The organism is Simplicispira lacusdiani (assembly GCF_003604195.1).
Taxonomy (GTDB): Bacteria; Pseudomonadota; Gammaproteobacteria; order Burkholderiales; family Burkholderiaceae_C; genus Simplicispira; species Simplicispira lacusdiani.
Genome location: NZ_QXGR01000001.1, coordinates 490,957 through 513,790 on the forward strand (window position 1 = coordinate 490,957; position 22,834 = coordinate 513,790).

The 22,834-nt window shown below is 70.7% G+C and carries 13 protein-coding genes; 6 read left to right on the forward strand and 7 right to left on the reverse strand.

All coding sequences use genetic code 11. The annotated features are described in order from the left end of the window. Positions 1-37: 37 nt before the first annotated feature. The 5 genes from D8S75_RS02230 to glnE form a co-directional block, all read right to left on the reverse strand. A complete protein-coding gene (locus D8S75_RS02230) occupies positions 38-3,136 on the reverse strand; it encodes an efflux RND transporter permease subunit (protein WP_119964391.1) in 3,099 nt (1,032 codons plus the stop codon). A gap of 13 nt (positions 3,137-3,149) precedes the next feature. Beyond that, on the reverse strand, positions 3,150-4,349 hold the full coding sequence (locus tag D8S75_RS02235; protein WP_119964288.1) for an efflux RND transporter periplasmic adaptor subunit: 1,200 nt from the start codon (positions 4,347-4,349) through the stop codon (positions 3,150-3,152). A 25-nt stretch (positions 4,350-4,374) separates the two neighbouring features. Beyond that, positions 4,375-5,787: an efflux transporter outer membrane subunit gene (locus tag D8S75_RS02240; RefSeq protein WP_119964289.1), complete on the reverse strand. Its 1,413-nt coding sequence runs from the start codon at positions 5,785-5,787 to the stop codon at positions 4,375-4,377. Next, positions 5,784-6,485 carry a TetR/AcrR family transcriptional regulator gene (locus tag D8S75_RS02245; protein ID WP_119964290.1) on the reverse strand — a complete coding sequence of 234 codons (702 nt, stop codon included), beginning with the start codon at positions 6,483-6,485 and terminating at the stop codon, positions 5,784-5,786. The genes D8S75_RS02240 and D8S75_RS02245 overlap by 4 nt, the downstream gene beginning before the upstream one ends. Positions 6,486-6,598: 113 nt before the next feature. Further along, on the reverse strand, positions 6,599-9,370 hold the full coding sequence (gene glnE, locus D8S75_RS02250; protein WP_119964392.1) for a bifunctional [glutamate--ammonia ligase]-adenylyl-L-tyrosine phosphorylase/[glutamate--ammonia-ligase] adenylyltransferase: 2,772 nt from the start codon (positions 9,368-9,370) through the stop codon (positions 6,599-6,601). 102 nt (positions 9,371-9,472) lie between these two features. On the opposite strand from glnE, the gene D8S75_RS02255 reads away from it, so the two are divergent. The 4 genes from D8S75_RS02255 to D8S75_RS02270 are packed head-to-tail and all read left to right on the forward strand — an operon-like array spanning position 9,473 to position 17,140. After that, positions 9,473-13,648, forward strand: a complete 4,176-nt coding sequence (locus D8S75_RS02255) for a YhdP family protein (RefSeq protein ID WP_119964291.1) — start codon at positions 9,473-9,475, stop codon at positions 13,646-13,648. After that, complete coding sequence (locus D8S75_RS02260) at positions 13,645-14,460, forward strand: carbon-nitrogen hydrolase family protein (protein ID WP_119964292.1); 816 nt, start codon at positions 13,645-13,647, stop codon at positions 14,458-14,460. Before D8S75_RS02255 ends, D8S75_RS02260 begins: the two co-directional genes overlap by 4 nt. Beyond that, positions 14,457-16,511 carry a two-component system sensor histidine kinase NtrB gene (locus tag D8S75_RS02265; protein WP_232828827.1) on the forward strand — a complete coding sequence of 685 codons (2,055 nt, stop codon included), beginning with the start codon at positions 14,457-14,459 and terminating at the stop codon, positions 16,509-16,511. The genes D8S75_RS02260 and D8S75_RS02265 overlap by 4 nt, the downstream gene beginning before the upstream one ends. Then, a complete protein-coding gene (locus D8S75_RS02270) occupies positions 16,511-17,140 on the forward strand; it encodes a response regulator transcription factor (protein ID WP_119964293.1) in 630 nt (209 codons plus the stop codon). The genes D8S75_RS02265 and D8S75_RS02270 overlap by 1 nt, the downstream gene beginning before the upstream one ends. On the opposite strand, the gene D8S75_RS17990 is transcribed toward D8S75_RS02270, so the two are convergent. Further along, on the reverse strand, positions 17,137-17,265 hold the full coding sequence (locus tag D8S75_RS17990) for a hypothetical protein (RefSeq protein WP_269813990.1): 129 nt from the start codon (positions 17,263-17,265) through the stop codon (positions 17,137-17,139). The two genes, D8S75_RS02270 and D8S75_RS17990, sit on opposite strands and share 4 nt — an antisense overlap. Here D8S75_RS17990 and mltA point away from each other — a divergent pair. Continuing rightward, complete coding sequence (gene mltA / locus D8S75_RS02275) at positions 17,264-18,430, forward strand: murein transglycosylase A (RefSeq protein ID WP_232828828.1); 1,167 nt, start codon at positions 17,264-17,266, stop codon at positions 18,428-18,430. The genes D8S75_RS17990 and mltA overlap by 2 nt on opposite strands. A gap of 65 nt (positions 18,431-18,495) precedes the next feature. Here mltA and D8S75_RS02280 read toward each other — a convergent pair whose 3' ends face one another. Then, complete coding sequence (locus tag D8S75_RS02280) at positions 18,496-18,981, reverse strand: Lrp/AsnC family transcriptional regulator (RefSeq protein ID WP_119964295.1); 486 nt, start codon at positions 18,979-18,981, stop codon at positions 18,496-18,498. Positions 18,982-19,173: 192 nt separating this feature from the next. Between D8S75_RS02280 and D8S75_RS02285 the strand changes: the two genes are divergently transcribed. Next, positions 19,174-22,734: an indolepyruvate ferredoxin oxidoreductase family protein gene (locus D8S75_RS02285; RefSeq protein WP_119964296.1), complete on the forward strand. Its 3,561-nt coding sequence runs from the start codon at positions 19,174-19,176 to the stop codon at positions 22,732-22,734. Positions 22,735-22,834: the final 100 nt, after the last annotated feature.

Below are 22,834 nucleotides of genomic sequence, written 5' to 3' on the forward strand. Positions count from 1 at the left end.
GCATAAGCGCGCAAACCCGGGGGGAAAGGCCCCTATTTCACGGGACGACGGGCTTGGCTTTGGCCGGTGGCGCGGGGTGCCGGAGCAGGCGCCGCAGCATGCGGCCAAACCACTGGCCCAGGTCGTCGACCGCGGTGAACACCGCCGGGATGACCAGCAGGCTCAGGAAGGTCGAGGTGATGAGCCCGCCGATCACCGCCACCGACATGGGCGAGCGGAAGCTCGGGTCGGCCGCGCCGATGCCGATGGCGATGGGCAGCATGCCCGCGCCCATGGCCAGCGTGGTCATGATGATGGGGCGCGCGCGCTTGTGGCAGGCGTCCATCAGCGCGTCGAAGCGCGACAGGCCGTGCTCGCGCCGCGCCAGGATGGCGTACTCCACCAGCAGGATGGAGTTCTTGGTGGCGATGCCCATGAGCATGATGAGCCCGATGAGCGAGGGCATGGAGAAGCTCTTCTGCGCGATCAGCAGGCCCACGAAGGCGCCGCCCAGCGACAGCGGCAGCGCCGCCAGGATGGTCACCGGGTGCAGGAAGTCCTTGAACAGCAGCACCAGCACGATGTAGATGCACAGCACGCCGGTGAGCATGGCCAGACCGAAGCTGGCAAAGAGTTCGCCCATCACCTCGGCATCGCCCACCGTCACCTGGCGCACGCCGGGTGGCAGGTTGCGCAGCGAAGGCAACTGCTGCACCTCCTGCGTCACGTCGCCCAGCGGGCGGCCCGACAGCTCGATCTCCAGGTTGACGTTGCGCGCGCGGTCGTAGCGGTCCACCACGGCCGGGCCGCCGCTGAATTCGAGCTGGGCCACCTGGCCCAGCAGCACCGGCCCCTTGCTGCCCGGAACGGCCAGGCGTTCGAGCAGCGACAGGTCCTGGCGCGCGCCGTCCTGGAGCTTGACCACGATGGGCACCTGGCGCGAGGCTAGGTTGAGCTTGGGCAGGGCCACGTCGTAGTCACCCAGGGTGGCGATGCGCAGCGTCTCGGCGATGGCTTGTGATGTCACGCCCAGGTCGGCGGCGCGCGCGAAGTCCGGGCGCACGGCGATCTCCGAGCGCACCAGACTGGCCGTGGAGGCGATGCTGCCCAGGCCGGGAATGGTGCGCAGGTCCTTCTCGACGGCCAGCGCGGCGCTGGTGAGCGCCTGCGGGTCATCGCCCGTGAGCACCAGGATGTATTTCTCGCCCGAGCCGCCCAGGCCGACCTTGTAGCGCACGCCGGGCTGGCTCTCCAGCGCGGCGCGGATGGCCTGCTCGATGCCCTGCTTGCGCGGGCGCACGCCGCGCGGGTCGAGCTGGATGGTCAGCGTGGCCTTGCGCGTTTCGGTGTTGCCGCCGCCCATGAACGGATCGGCGCCGGCCGAGCCGCCGCCGATGGTGGTGTAGACACTCTTCACATGCGCCACGCCCATGATGCGCTGGCGCGCGTCCTCGGAGGCGGCGCGCGTCTGCGCCAGTGTGGCGCCGGGCGGCAGCTCCAGGTACACCTGGGTTTGCGAGTTGTCGTCCGGCGGGATGAAGCCCGTGGGCAGCAGCGGGATGAGCGCCAGCGAGCCGATGAAGAAGGCGATGGTGGCCACGAAGGTCGCCCAGCGGTGGCGCACGCACCAGGCGGCCCAGCGCAGGTAGATGCCCATCCAGCGCGGCTCGCGGTGCGTTCCCACGATGGGCTTGAGGATGTAGGCCGCCATCATGGGCGTGAGCAGGCGCGCCACCACCAGGCTGGCGAACACGGCGAGCGAGGCCGTCCAGCCGAACTGCTTGAAGAACTTGCCGGCGATGCCGCTCATGAAGGCCGTGGGCAGGAACACCGCGATCAGCGTGAAGGTGGTGGCGATCACCGCCAGGCCGATTTCATCGGCCGCCTCCATGGCCGCCTGGTAGGGCGTCTTGCCCATGCGCAGGTGGCGCACGATGTTCTCCACCTCCACGATCGCGTCGTCCACCAGGATGCCCACCACCAGCGACAGCGCCAGCAGCGTGATGACGTTGATGGAAAAGCCCAGCAAATACATGCCAATGAAGGCCGGAATGACCGACAGCGGCAGCGCCACGGCCGAGACGAAGGTGGCGCGCCAGTCGCGCAGGAACAGCCACACCACCAGCACGGCCAGCAGCGCGCCCTCGTACAGCAGGTGCATGGAGCCGTCGTATTCCTCCTGCACCGGTGCCACGAAGTTGAAGGCCTCGGTGATCTCCAGGCCCGGGTGCTGGGCGCGCAGCTCGGCCAGCGCGGCCTGCACCGCGGCGCCGACCTCGACCTCGCTCGCGCCCTTGCTGCGCGCGACCTCGAAGCCCACCACGGGCTTGCCGTCGAGCAGCGCCATGGCGCGCGGCTCGGCGAAGGTGTCGGACACCGTGGCCACCTGGTCCAGGCGCACGCGGCGGCCGTCGGGCAGCGCCAGCGTCAGCGCCGCCAGTTCCTGCGCCGACTGCACGGTGGCCAGCGTGCGCACGGGCTGCTCGCTGCCACCCAGGTCGGTGCGGCCGCCAGCGCTCTCCTGCTGCACCTGGCGCAGCTGGCGCGAGATGTCGGCCGCCGTGGCCGACAGGGCCTGCAGCTTGACCGGGTCCAGCGCTACATGCACCTGCCGTTCCACGCCGCCCACGCGGTTGACCGCGCCCACGCCGCGCACGGTGAGCAGCTTCTTGGCCACGTCGTTGTCGACGAACCAGGAGAGGGCCTCGTCGTCCATGCGGCTCGACGCGATGGTGAAGGCCAGCACGGGCTGCGCGGCCAGATCCATCTTGGTGACGATGGGGTCGCGCACGTCGCCGGGCAGGTCGCCGCGCACGCGGGCCACGGCCGAGCGCACATCGTCCAGCGCCTCCTGCGTGGGCTTTTCCAGGCGGAACTCGGCCGTGACCGTGGCGCCGCCGTCCTGCACCTTGGTGTAGATGTGCTTGAGGCCCTGCAGCGTGGCGATGCTGTTCTCGATCTTGCGCGCCACGTCGTTCTCCAGCTGCGCCGGCGCGGCGCCGGGCAGCGCCACGGTGACCGAGATGGTGGGCAGATCGATGTCGGGGAAGTTCTGCACCTTCATGGCGTTGAACGACAGCAGGCCGCCGAAGCACAGCAGTACGAACAGCATCAGCGCCGGGATCGGGTTCTTGATCGACCAGGTGGATACATTCATCATCGAATGCTCCTTAATTGATAGCTTGTGGCGCTTGTTGGGTAAGCGCTAGAGCCGTTTTTTGCTTGAAATCCGCTTGCGAGGACGTGCTGGCCGCCGCGGCAGGCGCCACGCGCACCAGGTCGCCGTCGTTGAGGAAGCCCGCGCCGCGCACGGCCACGGACGTGTCGGCGGCGATGCCCGAGAGCACCTCCACGCGGTCGGCCTGGCGCCGCCCGGTCTGCACCTTGCGCTGCTGCACGCGCTGGTCGGCACCCACCGCGAAGACATAGGCGAAGCCGTCGCGCACCACCAGCGCCTCCTGCGGCACGGTCAGCGCGTCGCTGCTGCCGAGCTGGAACTCGCCGCGCGCGAACATGCCGGCGCGCAGCTCGGGGTGCGCGGGTAGGTCCACGTAGACCAGGGCGTTGCGCGTCTGCGGGTCCACCGTGGGCGCCACCATGCGCACCGTGCCTTCCACCGTGGCGCCGCTGGCGGCGGTGACGCGCGCCTTGGCGCCGGGGCGCAGCGGGCGCAGCTCGGAGGCCAGCACCTCGGCGCGCCATTCGAGGCGGCCCTTGCGCACCATGCGGAACAGTTCTGTGCCCGCGCCCACCACCGCGCCCACGGTGGCCGTGCGCGCCGAGATCACGCCGCTGTCGGGCGCCAGCACCTGCGTGTGCTTGAGGCGCAGCTGCTGGGCGTGCAGCAGGGCCTGGGCCGCCTCGACGCGGGCCTGGGCAGTTTTCTCGGCCGTGGTGAGCTGCTGGATCTGTTGCTGGCTCAAGGCGCCCGTGGCCTGCAGCGTGCGCGCGCGCTCGGCGTTGGCCGCCGCGTCAAAGGCGTTGGCCTGCGCTTCGAGCAGGCTGGCGCGGGCCTGGGCCACGTCGGCCTGCACCGTCTCGGCGGCGAAGGTGGCCAGCACCTGCCCGGCGCGCACCACGTCGCCCACGTTGGCGCGCACCTCGGTCAGGCGCAGGCCGTTGCTTTCGGCGCCGATGCTGGCCTCCTGCCAGGCCATCACGTTGCCGTTGGCGGCCAGGTGCAGGGGCATGGGGGTGCGCTGGGGCTGGGCCGTGGTCACCGTCAGGGCCGGGCGCGCCTGGCCGGCGGCAGGGGTGTCGGCCGCGCGCGTGGCGCCGGAGAACAGCAGGGTGCCCGTGCCGGCCACGAGACAGGCGGCGATCAGGGCAAGGGCGATGGGGGTCGTCTTGAAGGCTTGCATGGAAGACATCCGTTCGTTTCGGTCCAGGAAAGGGTCAGCGGGAGGCGTCGGGTGCGGGTGCTTCCCACCCGCCGCCGGCGGCGCGGTACAGCGCCACCCAGGCGGCGGTGCGCTCGTGCTGCAGCGCGGTCAGCGCGTTCTGCGCGGCCAGGGCGGTGCGGCGCGCGTCCTCCAGCTCCACCAGGCTGGCCATGCCGGCGCGCCAGCGCGCCTCGGTGGCGGCGAAGGAGGCTCGGTAGCCCTCGGCGGCGGTGCGCGCGCTGTCGTTGCGTTCGGTGCTGCTCTGCAGGCGCACCAAGGCCTGCTCGACCTCGCTCACGGCCAGGCGCACGCGGGCGCGGTACAGCGCCGCTGCTTCGTCGTAGCGGGCACGCGCGGCCTCCTCCTGGGCGGCGCGGCGGCCGCCGTCGAAGATCGGCAGGCTGAGCGCCAGCGGTCCGATGGACCAGGTGGTCAGGTTGGTGCCCGTGCCGCCGGTATGCACCCGCGCCGCGCCGATGGCTCCGCTCAGGCCCAGGCGTGGGTAGCGCTGGGCCTGCGCCTGGCCCACGTCGGCGCTGGCGGCGGCCACTTCGCGCTCGGCGTTGTATACGTCGGGCCGCTGCGCCAGCACCTGCGCCGGCAGGCTGGCGATGGTGAACAGCGCCCCAGGCGCGGGGTGCACGGGGCTGGCGGCCAGTTGCGGGCGCAGCGCCGCTTCGGCGCGACCGGTGAGCGCCACCAGGGTCTTGAGTTCCACCGCGCACTGCATGCGTTGCTGCGAGGCGCGCGCCACGGCCTCGGCGGCGCTGGCCCGCGCCAGCGCGTGCGTGGCGGGGGCGGTGAAGCCCGAGCGCTCGCTGAGTTCTGACAGGCGGGCCGTTTCAGCGCGCGACTGCGCATCGCGCTCGGCGATCTCCTGCTGCTGCAGGCAGGTGCGCAGGCTGCTGTACTGCAGCGCCACTTCGGCGGCCACGCTCACGCGGGCCTCGTGCCACAGGGCCTGCGCGCCGGCCAGGCGTTCGCGGGCGGCCGTGTCGGCCGCCGCGTTGCCACCCCACAGGTCGATCTCCCACTGCGCCTGCAGGCCGGCCTGGGCGGTGCTGGCCACGGCGCCAATCTGCTCGTTGAAGCCCCGGCTGGCGCTGGCCTGGCCGTCGAGGCTGGGCAGCAGCGCGGCGCGGCTGGCCACCTGCGCGGCCCGGGCCTGGACCAGGCGCGAGCGCGCCTGCGCGATGCCGGGACTGTGCTCCTGCGCCTGCTGGATCAGGTCCACCAGCAGCGGGTCGCCCCACTGCGTCCACCATTGCGCCAGGCTGCCGAGCGAGCCCTGGTGGGGCAGCGGCGCCTGCCAGGCCACGGGCGTGGGGGGCGGCACCTGGGGCGGCGGCGCCGTGGTGGCGCAGGCGGCCAGCACCAGCGGCAGGCAGGCCGCGAGCAGGCGGGAGGGATGCGTGTCGGTCGTCATGCGGTGGCTTTCTTCTTGCGGGTCGCGGGCCGGGCGGCCGCGCGGCGGAGGGTTTCGCTCTGCACCATGGCCAGGGCGTAGCCGGTCAGCCGCCGGGTCCAGGCGTCGATGGCGGCGGGGTGGGCCAGTTGGGGGGCGACGGCTTCGAGCGTGTCGCGCTGGGTCCACATTTGCATCACCAGGCTGGCGATGGAGAAAGCCAGGCCGTGCACCTCGGCATCCATGCGCCGCACGCCCAGGTGCCGGCACAGCAGCCGGGCCAGCGCCAGGTGCGGCGCACGGCATTCGCGTTCGATCACCTCGGGCCAGACATGGGTGGGTTCGAGCAGTTCGCGCATGTGCAGGCGCAGCGACTGGCGCACCAGGTCGTCGTGCTTGAGCGGTTCGAGGAAGCCCTCGAAATAGCGCCGCAGGGCTTCTTCAATGCCCAGGCCTGGCTCCGTGAAGTGCGGAATCAGCGCCTGGCTGCTGCCCAGCAGTTCATGGAACGTGGCCGTGTAGAGCCCGGCCTTGTCGCCGAAATGGTAGGCAATGGCCGCCACGTTGGTGCCGGCCGCCTCGGCGATGGCGCGCACCGGGGTCTGGGCGTAGCCGCGCTCGGAAAACAGCTGCAGCGCCGCCAGCAGCAGGCGCGCGCGCGTGTCAGCGCCGTCGCTGCGCGGACTGCGCTGGGAGATGGATGCGGTCTGGTGGGCCATGGGCCCGGATTAAACCACCTTAATTCAAACATGTGTTTGAATTAATAAAAATTTCATGAAACAAACTGCACGCCGGGGGACGGTGCAGGCGTCCTCGGCGGCAGTGAAGTTTCTCAGGGGGCAGGCGTGTCGAACACCGCCTGCCACAGCGCCAGCACCGCCGCGCGCTCGGCCTGCAGTTCGGACAGGGGCACCTGGGTCGGCGTCTCGTCCAGCCGCGCGCGGTGCTGCACGCGGCGCAGTTCCCGGTAGGCCGAGGCGGCCGCCTGGCCCACGCCCGGGGGCAGCAGACCCGCCGTCTCGGCGCGCTGCAGCAGGGCGATGTTGCCCACGTTGTCCACCAGCCCGGGGTGGGCGGCCGACTGCGAGAGCACGAGGAACTGCACCGCGAACTCGGCATCGACCATGCCGCCCGTGCTGTGCTTGATGTCGAATTGCCCCGTGGGCGCCGGGTGCGCCGAGCGCACGCGCTCGCGCATGGCCTGGATCTCCTGGCGCAGCGCGGCCGGGTCGCGCTCGGCGGTGATCACGGCCTGGCGCACGGCGTCGAAGCGTTCGCGCAGTGTCGGGGCGCTGCCGTCGGCGCCGGGCAGGTCCTCGCTGCCCAGCACGAAGCGCGCGCGCGTCATGGCCTGGTGTTCCCAGGTCCAGGCGGTGTTGCTGCCGCGCTGCTGCTGGTAGTTGGCGTAGGCCTCGAAGCTGGTGACCAGCAGACCGGAGTTGCCGTTGGGGCGCAGCGCGGTGTCGATCTCGAACAGGTCGCCCTCGCCCGTCTTGACGGTGAGCCAGTTGATGAGCTTGCGCACGAAGGCGGCGTAGATCTCGGGGGCGCGCTCGTCGTCGTCGTCGAAGACGAACACGATGTCGAGGTCGCTGCCGTAGCCCAGCTCCTTGCCGCCGAGCTTGCCGTAGCCGATGATGCCGAACTGCGGCGTCTCGCGGTGGCGGTTCTTCAGGCGGGCCCAGCACCACTGCGCCGTCATGCGCAGCACGCTGTCGGCCAGCAGGGACAGGTCGTCGGCCACCTGCTCCACGGTGATGCGGCCCTCCACGTCGCGCGCCAGGGTGCGGAAGATCTCGGCGTGGTGGGCGCGGCGCAGCAGGTTCAGCAGGGCCTCGTCGTCATCCTCCTGGGTCGAGCGCAGCGAGGCCAGGCGCAGCCGCAGGTCGCGCTCGAAGTCGGCCACGACGAAGCGCTCGGACAGCAGCGAGCTGCCCGCCAGTTCGTCGATCACGCCCGGGTGCTGCAGCAGGTAGCGCGCGGGCCAGCGCGCCGCGCCCAGCAGGTGCAGCAGTTGTTCGTGCACGGCCGGGCGCTCCAGCAGCAGGGCGAGGTAGCTTTCGCGGCGCAGCAGGGGTTCGAGCCAATTGATGAGGCGCACGGCGGCCTCTTCGCCCATCCGGCCCTCGCGCAGCCACAGCGCGGTGCGCTGCACCAGGCGGAACAGGCGCGTGCGGGCCTCGTCGCGCAGGGCCGCCACGCGGGGGTGGTTGCGCCATTCGGCCACGCGCTCGCGCAGCAGCGGCGGCAGCTGTTCCAGCAGGGCTTCGAGTTCGGGCGGCACGGCGGTGTTCGCCTGGGCGCCGTTGCAGCCGTTGCATTTCTTGGGCTCGTCGCCGCCGAGCAGGGTGTCGAATTCCTGCGCCACGAGCTCACGGTGCGCGTCGAGCTCGTGCAGGAAGGCGCTGCAGTCGGCGTAGCCCAGGGTGTGGGCGATCCAGGCCAGGTCGTCGTCGCGCGTGGGCAGGATGTGCGTCTGCTGGTCGTCCAGGTACTGGATGCGGTGCTCCACGCGGCGCAGGAAGGTGTAGGCGCGCGCCAGCGCATCGGCCGTCTCGCGCGGCATGAGTCCGGCGCTGGCCAGGCGCGGCAGGGCGTCGAGCGTGGGGCGGCGGCGCAGCTCGGGGAACTGCCCGCCGCGCACCACCTGCAGCAATTGCACGGTGAACTCGATCTCGCGGATGCCGCCGCGCGAGAGCTTGACGTCGTTGGCGCGCTCGGGGTGGCCGGCGCTGCGCTTGGCGGCGTGGTCGCGGATCTGGCGGTGCAGCGCGCGCAGCGCGTCGAACACGCTGTAGTCGAGGTAGCGGCGGAACACGAAAGGCAGCACCACGCCGCGCAGCGCCTGCACGGCCGGGCTGCCGATGCAGGAGCGGGGCGCGACCACGCGGCTCTTGAGCCAGGCAAAGCGCTCCCACTCGCGGCCCTGCACCTGCAGGTAGTCTTCCAGCGCGGCGAGCGAGACGGCTGGCGGGCCGGAGTTGCCGTTGGGGCGCAGCGCCAGGTCCATGCGGAAAACGCAGCCGTGCTCGGTGGTGTCGCCGACGGCGCTGTAGATGATCTTGACGGCGCGCGCGAAGTATTCGTGGTTGGAGATGCGCCCGCGCCCGTCGGGCGTGCCGAGGGTTTCGCCCTCGTGCTCGTACACATAGATGAGGTCGATGTCGCTCGACACATTGAGCTCGCGCGCGCCGAGCTTGCCCATGCCGATGACCCACAGCTCGACCGGCTGACCGTCCGGGCCGCAGGGGGCGCCGTGGCGCGTGTCGAGTTCCTCGCGGGCGAGCCGGCAGGCGCGGTCCAGGGCCAGCTCGGCCAGCTCGGTCACGGCCCGGGTGATGGTGCCCAGGGGCGCCTGGGCCTCGCAGTCCAGGCGCATCAGGCGCTCCATCACCATCTGGCGCAGGATGCGCAGGGCGGTGGGGGTGTCGTGGCCACGCGCGCGCAGGGCCTCCAGCGTGGCTTCCATGCTGGTGCGCTCGGGCGCGCCAGGGGGGAGCAGGGCCAGGTCGGCGCCATAGCGGCGGTGCAGGCGCTGGAAGAAGCGCGAATGGGCTGCCAGGCCGGAGCTGTCGGGGGTACTGTCGGTCAATTCAGTTTGCATGGCCTGCGCGGCGCGGCCAAAGCCGCAGATAAAAGGACACCGGTTGCACTGAACCCGCGCCATGGCAGCGGGTCATAATTCCTGCCTCATCTCCAGCCCGCCATGACCGATCCCGTGCCCCATCCATCGCGCCTGCTGAAAATCGTGGCAGCGTTCGCGCGGTGGTCGTTGGGCCTGCTGCTGGCCATCGGTCTGCTGCTGACGGCGGCCTGGGGGGCTCTTCACGGCTGGATTGTGCCGCGAATCGGCGATTACCGTGCGCAGCTGGAAACGCAGGCCGGACGGGCGCTGGGGGTACCCGTGCGGCTGGGCACCATCTCGGCGCGCACCGAGGGGCTGATCCCCACCATCGAGCTGGGCGACGTGGCCCTGCTCGACGCCGACGGCCGCGCGGCCCTGCGCCTGCCGCGCGTGGTGGTGGCGGTGTCGCCGCGTTCGCTCTGGAACTTCGGCTTCGAGCAGCTCTACATCGAACGGCCGGAACTCGACATCCGCCGCACGCAGGACGGCCGCATCCTCGTGGCCGGGCTGGATTTCTCCGGCGCCCGCCCGGACGACGGCAGCGCCGCCGACTGGGTCTTCGCGCAACCCGAATTGCTGATCCGCGAGGGGCGGCTGCGCTGGACCGACGAACTGCGCGGCGCGCCTCCGCTGGCGCTGGAGGCGGTCGACGTACTGCTGCGCAACGGCAACTGGCGCCACAGCCTGCGCATCGACGCCACGCCGCCGCCCGAATGGGGTGACCGCTTCACCCTGGCCGGCAAATTCCGCCAGCCGCTGCTGACCACGCACAGCGGACGCTGGCAGGACTGGAGCGGGCAGCTGTTCGCGCATTTCTCGCGGGTCGATGTCTCGCGCCTGCGCCACCATGCCGACATGGGCATCACGGTGGCGCGGGGCCATGGCGCGGTGCGGGCCTGGGTCGATGTCGAGCGCGGGCGGCTGGCCGGCGGCACGGCCGACGTGGCGTTGGCCGATGTCAGCGCCACGCTGGGCGAAGCCTTGCAAGCGCTGGAGCTGCCCCTGGTGCAGGGGCGCGTGGGCGGCCGCAGTTCCCTGGGGCAGCTGGAGTTCTCCACGCAGAACCTGCAGTTCGTGACCGATGACGGCCTGCGCTGGCCCGGCGGCAATCTGCGGCTCAAGCACACGGCGGCCCGCAAGGCCGCGCCGGCCCAGGGCGAGTTCCAGGCCGACCGGCTGGACCTGGCGGCCCTGGCGCGCATCGCCGATCGCGTGCCGCTGGGCGCGGCCGTGCACCACGCCCTGCGCACCTATGTGCCGCAAGGTCTGGTGGAGTCGGTCCGTGCCAGCTGGCAGGGACCTCTGACGGAGCTCCAGTCCTACCAGGCCCAGGGCCGGGTGACGGGCTTGTCCCTGGCCGGCGCGCCCCGGCCGCCAAGAGCAGGCCAGGGGGAGGAGCCCGCGATCGGCCTGCGCGGTGCCACGGTGGACTTCGACCTGACGCACAAGGGCGGCAGCGCCACCGTGGGCATGGACCAGGGGGCGCTGGTGCTGCCCGGCGTGTTCGAGGACCCGGTGCTCCCGCTGGACCAGTTCAGCAGCACGGTGCGCTGGCAGCTCGACGGCGAGCGCATCGACGTGCAGGTGAGCGACACCCGCTTCGCCAACGCCGATGCCCAGGGCGAGGCGCGCGCGACCTGGCACACCAGCGACTCGGAGCGCTCGGGCAGCCGCTCGCGCTTCCCCGGGGTGCTGGACCTCAGCGGCACCCTCACGCGCGCCGATGGCACGCGCGTGCACCGCTACCTGCCCCTGACCATTCCGCAGGATGCGCGCCACTATGTGCGCGACTCCGTGGTGGCGGGCAAGGCCAGTTCGGTCCACTTCCGGGTCAAGGGCGATCTGCACGACATGCCCTTCGACAACCCGAAGCTGGGTGAATTCCGCATCGCAGCCAAGGTCCATGACGTGACCTATGCCTTCGTCCCGCGCCGCCTGCAGCCGGCCGGCGAGCTGCCCTGGCCCGCGCTCACCAAGCTCTCGGGCGAGCTGGTGTTCGAGCGTTCATCCATGCAGGTGAAGGGGGCGAGCGGCCGCTTCTCCGGCAGCCAGGGCTTGCAGGCCACCAAGGTCGAGGCGCAGATTCCCGATCTTTCCAACACCGTGGTGGCGGTGAGCGCCGATGCGCGCGGGCCGCTGCCGGAGCTGCTGGCCCTCATGTCCTCGTCGCCCCTGGCCGCCATGACGGGCCACGCGCTCGACCAGGCCAGCGGCACTGGCAACGCGGACCTGCGCCTGCGCCTGAGCCTGCCCATCAGCGAAATCCACCAGTCCCGCGTGCAGGGCAGCCTGTCCCTGGCGGGCAACGAGGTGCGTATCCGGCCCGACACGCCGGCCCTGTCGCGGGTCCGGGGCACGGTGCAGTTCAGCGAGACCGGCTTCTCGCTCTCGGGCGTGCAGGCGCGCGCGCTCGGCGGCGACGTGCGGCTGGAAGGCGGCATGCGCGCCCTGCCGGCCGGTGCCCCGCCCTCCGAGGCCCTGCTGCAGCTGCGGGCCCAGGGCACGGCCACGGCCGAAGGGCTGCGCCAGGCGCACGAACTGGGGCTGCTGGCGAACCTGGTGCGCAAGGCCAGCGGCAGCGCGCCCTACGCCTTCACGCTGGCGTTGCGCCGGGGCGTGCCCGAACTGCAGGTCAGCAGCAGCCTGCAGGGCCTGGCCCTGGCGTTGCCCGCGCCCCTGGGCAAGAGCGCCGAGAGCAGCATGCCGGTGCGTTTCGAGAACCAGCTCACGCGCGAGGCGCTGGCGCCGGAGCCGGCCGCCACCCGCGCGGCGTTGCCGCTGCAGGACCGGCTGGTGCTGGAGGTCGGCGGCGTGGGCGCGGTCAGCTATGTGCGTGATCTGGGCGGCCCCCAGCCCCAGGTGCTGCGCGGCAGCATCGCGCTCGGGCTGGCCCCCGGCGAATCCGCGCCCCAGCCCGAGCGCGGCGTGGCCGCCAACATCCAGGTGGGGGAGGTCGATGTCGACGAATGGGAGTCCCTGCTGCTGGGACCGGCCTCCGGGGCGTCGGTGGCCGAGGCTGGGGTGATACAGGACTATTTCCCCACCGTGCTCGCGGTGCGCGCGCGCGCGCTCACCGTGCGGGGCCGCACGCTGCACGATGTGCTGGCGGGCGGTGCGCGCGAGGGCCTGCTCTGGCGCGCCAACCTCGATGCGCGGGAACTCAACGGTTTCGTCGAATACCGCCAGCCGGGTGCGCAGGATGGCGGGGCGGGGCGCCTGCATGCCCGGCTCTCGCGCCTGACGGTGCCGCAGAGCGCGGCCACGCAGGTGGAGGCGCTGCTGGACGAGCAGCCCGGCAACCTGCCGGCGCTGGACATCGTGGTGGACGATTTCGAGCTGCGCGGGCGCAAGCTCGGACGCCTGGAGATCGAGGCGCAGAACCGGGGCGGCGAGGGTGCGCTGCGCGAGTGGCGCCTGGGCAAGTTCAACATGGTCACGCCCGAGGCCGTGCTCACCGCCAGCGGCAACTGGGCGTCCCTGCATGCTTCCGCCGGAGCACCGGGCCGTGGCGCGGAGCGCCCGGCGCAGCGCCGCACCGTGCTCAACTTCCGTCTCGACATCCAGGATTCGGGCAAGCTGCTGGGCCGTTTCGGCATGGCCGACGTGATCCGCCGGGGCAAGGGCCGCATGGAGGGCCAGGTGGCCTGGCGTGGCGCGCCCATCAGCCCGGACTACCCCTCGATGACGGGCCAGATCAACCTCAACATCGAGGCCGGCCAATTCCTCAAGGCCGAGCCGGGCCTGGCCAAGCTGCTGGGGGTGCTGAGCCTGCAGTCGCTGCCCCGGCGGCTGACGCTGGATTTCCGCGATGTCTTCAGCGAGGGCTTCGCCTTCGATTTCGTGCGCGGCGACGTGCGCATCGACCAGGGCGCGGCCTTCACCAACAACCTGCAGATGAAGGGCGTGAACGCCGCCGTGCTGATGGAAGGCAGCGCCGACATCGAGCGCGAAACCCAGGACCTGCACGTGGTCGTGGTGCCCGAGATCAACGCCATGACGGCCTCCTTGGTGGCCACGGCGATCAACCCGGTGATCGGCCTGGGCAGCTTCCTGGCGCAGGTGTTCCTGCGCGGGCCGCTGATCGAGGCGGCCACGCAGGAGTTTCGCATCGACGGCACCTGGTCCGATCCGCGCGTGACCCGGCTGGCGCGCCGTGCGCGCGGCCCCGAGGCGGTGCCGGAGACCGCCAGTCCGCCGGCCAGCGGGGCCCAGCCCGCGCCGGCGCGCGCACCATCGTCCACGGGAGAGCCCTCATGAAAGTCGCCGCTCTGCAAATGGTCTCGACCCCCCGGCGCGAGGACAACCTCGCCACCGCGCGTGGCCTGCTGGAGCAGGCGGCGGCACAGGGCGTGGAAATGGCCGTGCTGCCCGAATACTTTGGCGCCATGGGCGCGCGCGACACCGACAAGCTGGCGCTGAGCGAGCAGCCGGGCGAAGGCGTGGTGCAGTCGTTCCTGGCGCAGGCCGCGCGCGAACTGGGCTTGTGGATCGTTGGCGGCACCCTGCCCATGGCCAGTACGGCCCCCGGCCGCGTGCGCAACACCGTGCTGGCGTATGCACCCGATGGCGCCTGCGTGGCGCGCTACGACAAGATCCACCTGTTCCGCTTCGACAACGGCAGCGAGCGCTTCGACGAGGGCGCGACCATCGAGCCCGGAGACGCGCCCGTGCAGTTCCGGCTGCGCAGCCGCGACGGCCAGGCCTGGTGCGTGGGGCTGAGCGTCTGCTACGACCTGCGCTTTCCCGAGCTGTACCGCCAGCATGCGCGCGCTGGCGCCGACCTGCTGCTGGTGCCCAGCGCCTTCACCCACACCACGGGCCAGGCCCACTGGGAGGTGCTGCTGCGCGCGCGCGCCATCGAGAACCAGGCCTACGTGCTGGCACCGGCCCAGGGCGGCCGGCATGAGAACGGGCGGCGCACCTGGGGCCACAGCATGCTGGTGGACCCGTGGGGCGAAGTGCTGGCGGTGCGTCCCGAAGGGGCGGGCGTGGTGGCGGGCCTGCTCGACAGGGAACGCCTGCGCCAGGTGCGCCTGCAATTGCCCGCGCTGGAGCACCGCGTCCTGTGAACACGGCACTGTTCCACTGGGCCGTGCGGCGCCTGCGTGGCGCCTGGCGGCGCTGGTCGCTGTGGACGCTGCTGGTGGCGCTGGTGGCGGCCATGCTGGTCACGCTGGTGTGGCTGGCCGGCCGCTACGAGGCCAGCGTGGTGCAGGACCAGATCGAGCGCGATGCCTCCGACGCCGTGGCCGACATCCGCGCCGCGCTCGCGCGCAACCTGTTGAGCCTGCAAGCCCTGCAGACCCTGCAGGCGGGGTCGTCCGGCACGCAGCGCTGGGAAGCGCAGGCGGTGGCGCTGCTGCGCGAGCACCGTGAGCTGGTGCGCATCGAGTGGCGCTCGCCGTCGCTGCGCCTGCAGACCTTCGTGGACAGCCCGTTCCACGCCATCGAGTGGGCGAACGACGTGCGCGTGGAGCCGCATTCGGACACCGCGCTGGCCTGCGCCAATGCGCGCCGCCTCAGCAGCCCGGCCTATTCCAGCAGCTATTTCCAGCCGCATGGCGACGGCCTGGGCTCGGAGCTCGTCGAGTTCTGCATACCGCCTTCCGCCGGGGACCGCGACGCGGGCTACCTGGTCGCCACCTATTCGCTGCACAGCATCCTGACGGAAATGGTCGGCCATGGCCTGACGCGGCGCCAGGAGGTGTCGTTCACCGAGGCCGATGGCACCCGCCTGGCCCTGGTGGGCACGGCCCGGCGCAGTGCCCACATGTTCAGCGCGCGGCAGTTGCTGGACCTGCCCGGCAACACCCTGATCCTGCGCATGGATGGCTGGCACACCGCGCCCAGCCTGTTCCCTAATGTGCTCACGGCCCTGGTCACGGCCATGTCCATCGCGCTGGTCACGGTGCTGGTGGTGCTGGTGCGCGACAACCGGCGGCGCCTCAGGGCCGAGCGCGAGCTGGGCGATGCGTTCGCCTTCCGCAAGGCCATGGAGGATTCGCTGGTCACCGGCCTGCGCGCGCGGGACCTGCAGGGCCGCATCACCTACGTCAACCCGGCGTTCTGCGAGATGGTGGGCTTTTCCGCCGAGGAACTGCTGGGCCAGAGCACGCACCTGCCTTACTGGCCACCCGAACTTGCCGAGGAATACTGGCGCCGCCAGAAGGTGCGCCTGGCGGGCAACGCACCACCGCGCGAGGGCTTCGAGTCGGTGTTCATGCGCAAGGATGGCACGCGCTTTCCGGTGCTCATCATCGAGGCGCCCCTCATCAACGCCGTGGGCCAGCACACGGGCTGGATGAGCGCCTTCATCGACATCAGCGAGCAGCGCCGCGTGGAGGAGCTCTCGCGCGCCTCGCAGGAGCGCCTGCAGGCCACGGCGCGCCTGGCCACGGTGGGCGAGATGGCCTCCTTGCTGAGCCATGAGCTGAACCAGCCGCTGGCCGCCATCTCCAGCTATGCCACCGGTTCGCTGAACCTGCTGGATTCGGCGCGGGACGCCGACGCAGCCCACGTGCGCGCCGATCTGGGCGAGGTGCGCACCGCCATCGAGCGCATCGCCCAGCAGGCCGAACGTGCCGGCCGCGTCATCAAGAGCGTGCACGACTTCGTGCGCCGGCGCGACCGCGCGCGCGAGGCGGTGCCGGCGCAGGAACTGCTGGGCGACGTGCTGCCGCTGGTGAACCTGCAGGCGCGCAAGCTCGGCGTGCGCGTGCGGGTGGACGTGGAGCCGGGCCTGCCCCCCGTGCTGTGCGACCGCGTGATGGTCGAGCAGGTGCTGCTCAACCTGGCGCGCAACGCCATGCAGGCCATGGACGACCCGGCCATCACCGAGCGCACGCTGGACATCCAGGTGCGCCGGGCCGCGTCGAACGCCCACAGCGCCTGGCTGGAGTTCAGCCTCACCGATGGCGGCATCGGCATCAGCGAGGAGACGGCGCGCAATCTGTTCACGCCCTTCTTCACCACCCGGGCCGAGGGCATGGGCCTGGGGCTGAGCATGTGCCGCACGGTGGTGGAGCAGCATGGCGGCTTCATGGCGCACAAGCCGCACCATCCGCGTGGTACGGTATTCACCTTCACCTTGCCCGCGGTACCGCAGGAAGGGCACAACTGATGGAACCCATACCCAACGCCACCGTATACATCGTGGACGACGACGCCGGCGTGCGCGAGGCGCTGGCCTGGCTGCTGCGCTCGCGCCGTCTGCCCAGCGAGTCCTTCGACAGCGCCGAGGCCTTCGACGCGGTGCTGCAGTCGCGCCCGCCGCCGCGCGAGCCCTGCTGTCTGCTGCTGGACGTGCGCATGCCGGGCATGAGCGGCATCGCGCTGTTCGACGCGCTGCTCGCGCGTGGTGCCACCCATGCCATGCCGGTGATCTTCCTCACGGGCCATGCCGACGTGCCCACGGCGGTGGACACGGTCAAGCGCGGTGCCTTCGACTTCTGCGAGAAGCCTTTTTCCGACAACGCCCTGGTGGACCGCATCGAGCAGGCGCTGGCGCTCTCGGCGCAGCACCTGGCGCTGCTGCGCCAGCGCAAGGATCTGAGCAGCCGGCTGGCCGACCTGACCGAGCGCGAGCGCGACGTGATGCGCTGCGTGGTCGAGGGCCTGCCCAACAAGCTGATCGCCGACCGGCTCGACATCAGCGTGCGCACGGTGGAGGTGCACCGCGCGCGCGTGTTCGACAAGATGCAGGTCAAGTCGGCCGTGGAGCTGGCCAACCTGCTGCGCGAGGCGTCCTAGCGGGAAGGCTGGTCGTCGTCCTCGGCCTCCAGTTCGCCGCCCTTGCGCCCCGAGAACATGGTCCACCAGACGATCAGCACCAGGATCACCAGGGCGGCCAGCGCTTCAAGCAAAATCAGAACCATGAATTGGACACTCCCGCGCCTTGTGGTGACGGCGCTGATTGTAGGAACGCTGGCCGCCTGCTCCACGCCCCCCGCGCCCTATCCCTCCCACCCCGCGCCCCCGCCGGCCCCGGCCGCGCCCAGTGTTCCCGGCGCCGCCTGGCTGCCCGACGACACCGGCCCGCTGCCGCCGCCCCTGGCCCAGCCCAAAAGCCGCTGGGTGCCGGTGCGCTGGTCCGAGCTGCCCGGCGTGACCGAGGACGCCCTGCACGAAGCCTGGAACGCCTGGATCAAGAGCTGCGAGCGCCCCGTGGCGCCGTTCACCGCCCTGTGCGGCGAGGTGCGCCAGCTCAGCATCGCGAGCAGCGAGGAGCAGCGCGCCTGGCTCGTGGCGCGCCTGCGGCCCTACCGGGTCGAGTCGCACGAAGGCAACCCCGAGGGCCTGCTCACGGCCTACTACGAGCCGCTGGTCGAGGCCGCGCGCCAACCCGGCAACGGTTTCACCGTGCCGCTGCACCGCCTGCCCGCCAACCATGGCGCGCGCAAGCCCTGGTACACGCGCCAGCAGATCGACACCCTGCCCGAGGCGCAGGCCCAGCTCGCGGGCCGCGCCATCGCCTGGCTGAACGACCCGGTCGACGCGCTGGTGCTGCAGATCCAGGGCTCGGGGCGCCTGCGCATCCAGGAGGCCGACGGTTCCGTGCGCCTGGTGCGCGTGGCCTACGCCGGCACCAACGACCAGCCCTACCAGAGCGTGGGTCGCTGGCTGCTCGACCAGGGCCTGACGCGCGACGCCACCTGGCCCGGCATCAAGGCCTGGATCGCCGCCAACCCGCAGCGCGTGAACGAGCTGCTGTGGAGCAATCCGCGCTATGTGTTCTTCCGCGAGGAACCGCTCGACGCGCTGGACGCCGGCTTCGGCCCGCGCGGAGCGCAGGGCGTGCCGCTGACGCCGGGCCGCTCGATCGCCGTGGACCGCCAGAGCATTCCCTACGGTACGCCCGTGTGGCTGGCCTCCAGCGGGCCGCAGGTGCAGCTCAGCCGCCTGGTGCTGGCGCAGGACACGGGCAGCGCCATCCTGGGCGCGGTGCGGGCGGACTACTTCACCGGCTGGGGCCCCGAGGCCGGCGAGATCGCCGGTCGGCTCAAGCAGGGGCTGCGCCTGTGGGCGCTGTGGCCGCGCTGATTTTTGAATGAAATCGGCCTTTGGCGCTTGATGGGCAAGCGCTGTAAGCTATTAAATAAATAGCATCAGGGGGCGGCGCGAGGCAGGTGGCTGAGCGGCAGCGCACCGCTGGCCTTGACCTCGCCGAGCGAGAAGCTGGTGTGCATGTCCTTCACGTTGGGCAGGTGCAGCAGCACGTCGCGCGCGAACTGCGAGAAGCTGTCGAGGTCGCGCGCCACCACCTGCAGCTCGAAGGTGCCGGTGCCGCTGATGTAGTGGCACGACACCACCTCGGGGATCTGGCGGATGGCCTCTTCCATGATGCGCGTCAGGTCGCCGGTGCTGCGGTCGGCGTCCAGGCGCACGAAGGCCAGCACCCCCAGGCCGATCTTGCGGCGGTCGATCTCGGCGCGGTAGCCCTTGATGAAGCCGGCCTCCTCCAGCGCGCGCACGCGGCGCCAGCAGGGCGCGGCCGAGAGGCCCACGCGCTGGGCCAGTTCGGCGTTGGTCAGGCGCGCGTCGGATTGCAGCTCGTTGAGGATGGCGACATCGAATTTGTCCAAAGTGTTCACAATAGTCCTCAAAAACGAAAGATCCTTTCTCATGATAGCCTAAACACGGCATCAAAAGCAAAGACATATCCGCGTTGTGGGCATACACTTGTTGCCACCCCGAAGCCGCCGGCCGTACCCGGTCCCCGGCCCTCACCGCAGCCGCCCCACAAGGCGCGGCCTCCCCCCACAAGAGCCATTGGAGACATAGCCATGAACGCGCCCCTGCCCGAGCACATTCGCAAAGCCCTCGAAACCGTCACGCTCGACGACAAATACACCCTGGGCGAAGGCCGTGCCTTCATGAGTGGCGTGCAGGCCTTGGTGCGCCTGCCCATGCTGCAGCGCCAGCGCGACGCCGTGGCCGGCCTGAACACGGCCGGGTTCATCAGCGGCTACCGGGGCAGCCCGCTGGGCACCTACGACCAGGCGCTGTGGGCCGCCAAGAAGCACCTGGCCGAGAACCACATCGTCTTCCAGCCCGGCGTGAACGAGGAACTGGGCGCCACGGCCGTGTGGGGCACGCAGCAGCTCGACCTGTATCCCGAGAAGAAGAAATACGACGGCGTGTTCGGCATCTGGTATGGCAAGGGCCCGGGCGTGGACCGCTGCTCGGACGTGTTCAAGCACGCCAACATGGCCGGCACGGCCAGGCACGGCGGCGTGATCGCCATCGCCGGTGACGACCACATCAGCAAGAGCAGCACGGCGCCGCACCAGAGCGACCATATCTTCAAGGCCTGTGGCACGCCGGTGTTCTTCCCGAGCAATGTGCAGGACATCCTCGACATGGGCCTGCACGCCTTCGCCATGAGCCGCTTCTCGGGCGTGTGGTCGGGCATGAAGACCATCCAGGAGGTGGTGGAGTCGTCGGCCAGCGTGTCGGTGGACCCGGACCGCGTGAAGATCATCCTGCCCGAGGACTTCACCATGCCGCCCGGCGGCCTGCACATCCGCTGGCCCGATGTGCCGCTGGAGCAGGAGGCGCGCCTCATGGACTACAAGTGGTACGCCGCCCTGGCCTACGTGCGCGCCAACAAGCTCAACTACAACGTGATCGAGGGCCCCCATGACCGCTTCGGCATCATCGCCAGCGGCAAGGCCTACAACGACACGCGCCAGGCGCTGATGGACCTGGGCCTGGACGACGACACCTGCCGCGGCCTGGGCATCCGCGTGCACAAGGTCAACGTGGTGTGGCCGCTGGAGGCCACCATCACGCGCAGCTTCGCCGAGGGACTGCAGGAGATCCTGGTGGTGGAGGAAAAGCGCCAGGTCATTGAATACCAGCTCAAGGAAGAGCTGTACAACTGGCGCCCCGATGTGCGTCCGCATGTGCTGGGCAAGTTCGACGAGCCCGGCGGCGACGCCTCGGGCGGCGAATGGAGCATGCCCAACCCGAGCCAGAACTGGCTGCTGCGCGCCAAGGCCGACCTCACGCCGGCCATCATCGCCAAGGCCATTGCCAAGCGCCTCAAGAAACTGGGCGTGCCCGACGACATCATCGCGCGCATGGACGCGCGCATCGCCACCATCGAGGCGCGCGAGCGCGCCATGCTCGAGCTCAAGACCGACACCGGGGAGCGCACGCCCTGGTTCTGCAGCGGCTGCCCGCACAACACCAGCACGCGCGTGCCCGAAGGCTCGCGCGCCGTGGCCGGTATCGGCTGCCACTACATGACGGTGTGGATGGACCGCAGCACCTCCACCTTCACGCAGATGGGTGGCGAGGGTGTGTCGTGGGTGGGGCAGTTCCCGTTCACCGAGGACAGGCATGTGTTCGCCAACCTGGGTGACGGCACCTACTTCCACAGCGGCCTGCTGGCGATCCGCCAGAGCATCGCCGCGGGTGTGAACATCACCTACAAGATCCTCTACAACGACGCCGTGGCCATGACCGGTGGCCAGCAGGTGGGCGAGCGCCCCGAAGGCCATTCGGTGCTGCAGATCATGAACAGCCTCAAGGCCGAGGGCGTGGCCAAGCTGGTCATCGTGACCGACGAGCCGCAGAAGTACGACGGCGTGCCGCTGGCCGCCGGCGTGACGGTGCACCACCGCGACGTGCTCGACCGCATTCAGCGCGAACTGCGCGAGATCCCGGGCTGCACCGCGCTGATCTACGACCAGACCTGCGCCACCGAGAAGCGCCGCCGCCGCAAGCGCGGCAAGCTCGCCACGCCCGACAAGACGGTGATCATCAACGAGCTGGTGTGCGAAGGCTGTGGCGACTGTTCGGTCAAGTCCAACTGCCTGAGCGTCGAGCCCGTGGAGACACCGTTCGGCCGCAAGCGCCGCATCAACCAGAGCACCTGCAACAAGGACTACTCCTGCGTCAACGGCTTCTGCCCGAGCTTCGTCACCATCGAGGGCGGCCAGCTGAAGAAGCCCAAGAAGGAGAAGAAGGGCGACCTCGCCAGCCTGCCCCCTATCCCCGAGCCGGTGCTGCCGGTGGCGGAAGAAGCCTGGGGCATCGTGGTCGGCGGCGTGGGTGGCACGGGGGTCATCACCATCGGCTCGCTGCTGGGCATGGCCGCGCACCTCGACGGCAAGGGCGTGGTCACGCAGGACGCGGGCGGCCTGGCGCAAAAGGGTGGCGCGACGTGGAGCCACATCCAGATCGCCAACCGGCCCGAGGCCATCTATACCACCAAGGTGGACACCGCCAAGGCCGATCTGGTGATCGGCTGCGACTCCATCGTCGCCGCGAACAAGGCCACGCTGGCCGTGATGCAGCCGGGCCGCACCTTCGTGGCGCTGAACACCCACGGCACGCCGACGGCCTCGTTCGTCACCAACCCCAACTGGCAGTTCCCGGGCGGCAACTGCGAGAGCGCCGTCATCGCGGCCGTGGGCGCGGAGCTGGTGGGCCATTTCGACGCCGAACAGGTGGCGGTGCAGCTGCTGGGCGACAGCATCTACACCAACCCGCTGCTGCTGGGCTACGCTTGGCAGAAGGGCCGCGTGCCGTTGTCGCACGCCGCACTGATGCGCGCCATGGAACTCAACGGCGTGCAGATTGACAACAACAAGGCGGCCTTCGAGTGGGGCCGGCGCTGCGCGCACGACCTGGCGGCCGTGCAGGCGCTGTTCCAGGCGGCCCAGGTGATCGAGTTCGTGAAGAAGCCCGCGCTGGCCGAGATGGTGGCGCAGCGTGTGGAGTTCCTCACGGGCTACCAGGATGCGGCCTACGCGGCCCAGTACCAGGCCTTCGTCGAGAAGGTGCAGGCCGCTGAAGCCAAGCTCGGCAGCAGCACGCGCCTGGCCGAGGCCGTGGCGCGCTACCTGTTCAAGCTCATGGCCTACAAGGATGAATACGAGGTGGCCCGCTTGCACACCGACAAGGCCTTCACCGACAAGATCGCCGCGATGTTCGAGGGTGACTACAAGATCGTCCACCACATGGCGCCGCCCCTCATGGCCAAGCGCAACGACAAGGGCGAGCTGGTCAAGCAGTCGTTCGGCCCCTGGATGCGCCGGGCCCTGGGCGTGCTCGGTGGGCTCAAGGGCCTGCGCGGCGGCGCGCTCGACATCTTCGGCAAGTCCGAAGAGCGCCGCATGGAGCGCGCCCTGATCCAGGAATACCGTGCCTGCATCGAGGAGCTGCTCGCCGGCCTGACGCCCGAGCGGCTGGCGCTGGCGGCCGAGATCGCGCGCATCCCCGAGGACATCCGTGGCTACGGCCATGTGAAGGAGCGCCACCTCAAGGCCGCGCGCGCCAAGTGGGATGGCCTGATGGCCCAGTGGCGCGCCCCGGCGCAGCGCCAGGCGGCCTGAGCGAGTGCTGAAACGGCCCCCGTCTGAAAAGGCGGGGGCCGTTTCGTTTCTGGGGTCGGGCCCTTCTTTCGGGTTCCATGGCAGGCTGCCGCGCGCACCG

Excerpts from the sequence above, each read along its gene's own strand:
- D8S75_RS02255 (WP_119964291.1), top strand. The coding sequence starts at position 9,473 with ATGACCGATCCCGTGCCCCATCCATCGCGCCTGCTGAAAATCGTGGCA.
- D8S75_RS02270 (WP_119964293.1), top strand. The coding sequence starts at position 16,511 with ATGGAACCCATACCCAACGCCACCGTATACATCGTGGACGACGACGCC.
- glnE (WP_119964392.1), bottom strand. The coding sequence starts at position 9,370 with ATGCAAACTGAATTGACCGACAGTACCCCCGACAGCTCCGGCCTGGCA.
- D8S75_RS02230 (WP_119964391.1), bottom strand. The coding sequence starts at position 3,136 with ATGAATGTATCCACCTGGTCGATCAAGAACCCGATCCCGGCGCTGATG.
- D8S75_RS02260 (WP_119964292.1), top strand. The coding sequence starts at position 13,645 with ATGAAAGTCGCCGCTCTGCAAATGGTCTCGACCCCCCGGCGCGAGGAC.
- D8S75_RS02245 (WP_119964290.1), bottom strand. The coding sequence starts at position 6,485 with ATGGCCCACCAGACCGCATCCATCTCCCAGCGCAGTCCGCGCAGCGAC.
- D8S75_RS02240 (WP_119964289.1), bottom strand. The coding sequence starts at position 5,787 with ATGACGACCGACACGCATCCCTCCCGCCTGCTCGCGGCCTGCCTGCCG.
- D8S75_RS02235 (WP_119964288.1), bottom strand. The coding sequence starts at position 4,349 with ATGTCTTCCATGCAAGCCTTCAAGACGACCCCCATCGCCCTTGCCCTG.
- mltA (WP_232828828.1), top strand. The coding sequence starts at position 17,264 with ATGAATTGGACACTCCCGCGCCTTGTGGTGACGGCGCTGATTGTAGGA.
- D8S75_RS02285 (WP_119964296.1), top strand. The coding sequence starts at position 19,174 with ATGAACGCGCCCCTGCCCGAGCACATTCGCAAAGCCCTCGAAACCGTC.
- D8S75_RS17990 (WP_269813990.1), bottom strand. The coding sequence starts at position 17,265 with ATGGTTCTGATTTTGCTTGAAGCGCTGGCCGCCCTGGTGATCCTGGTG.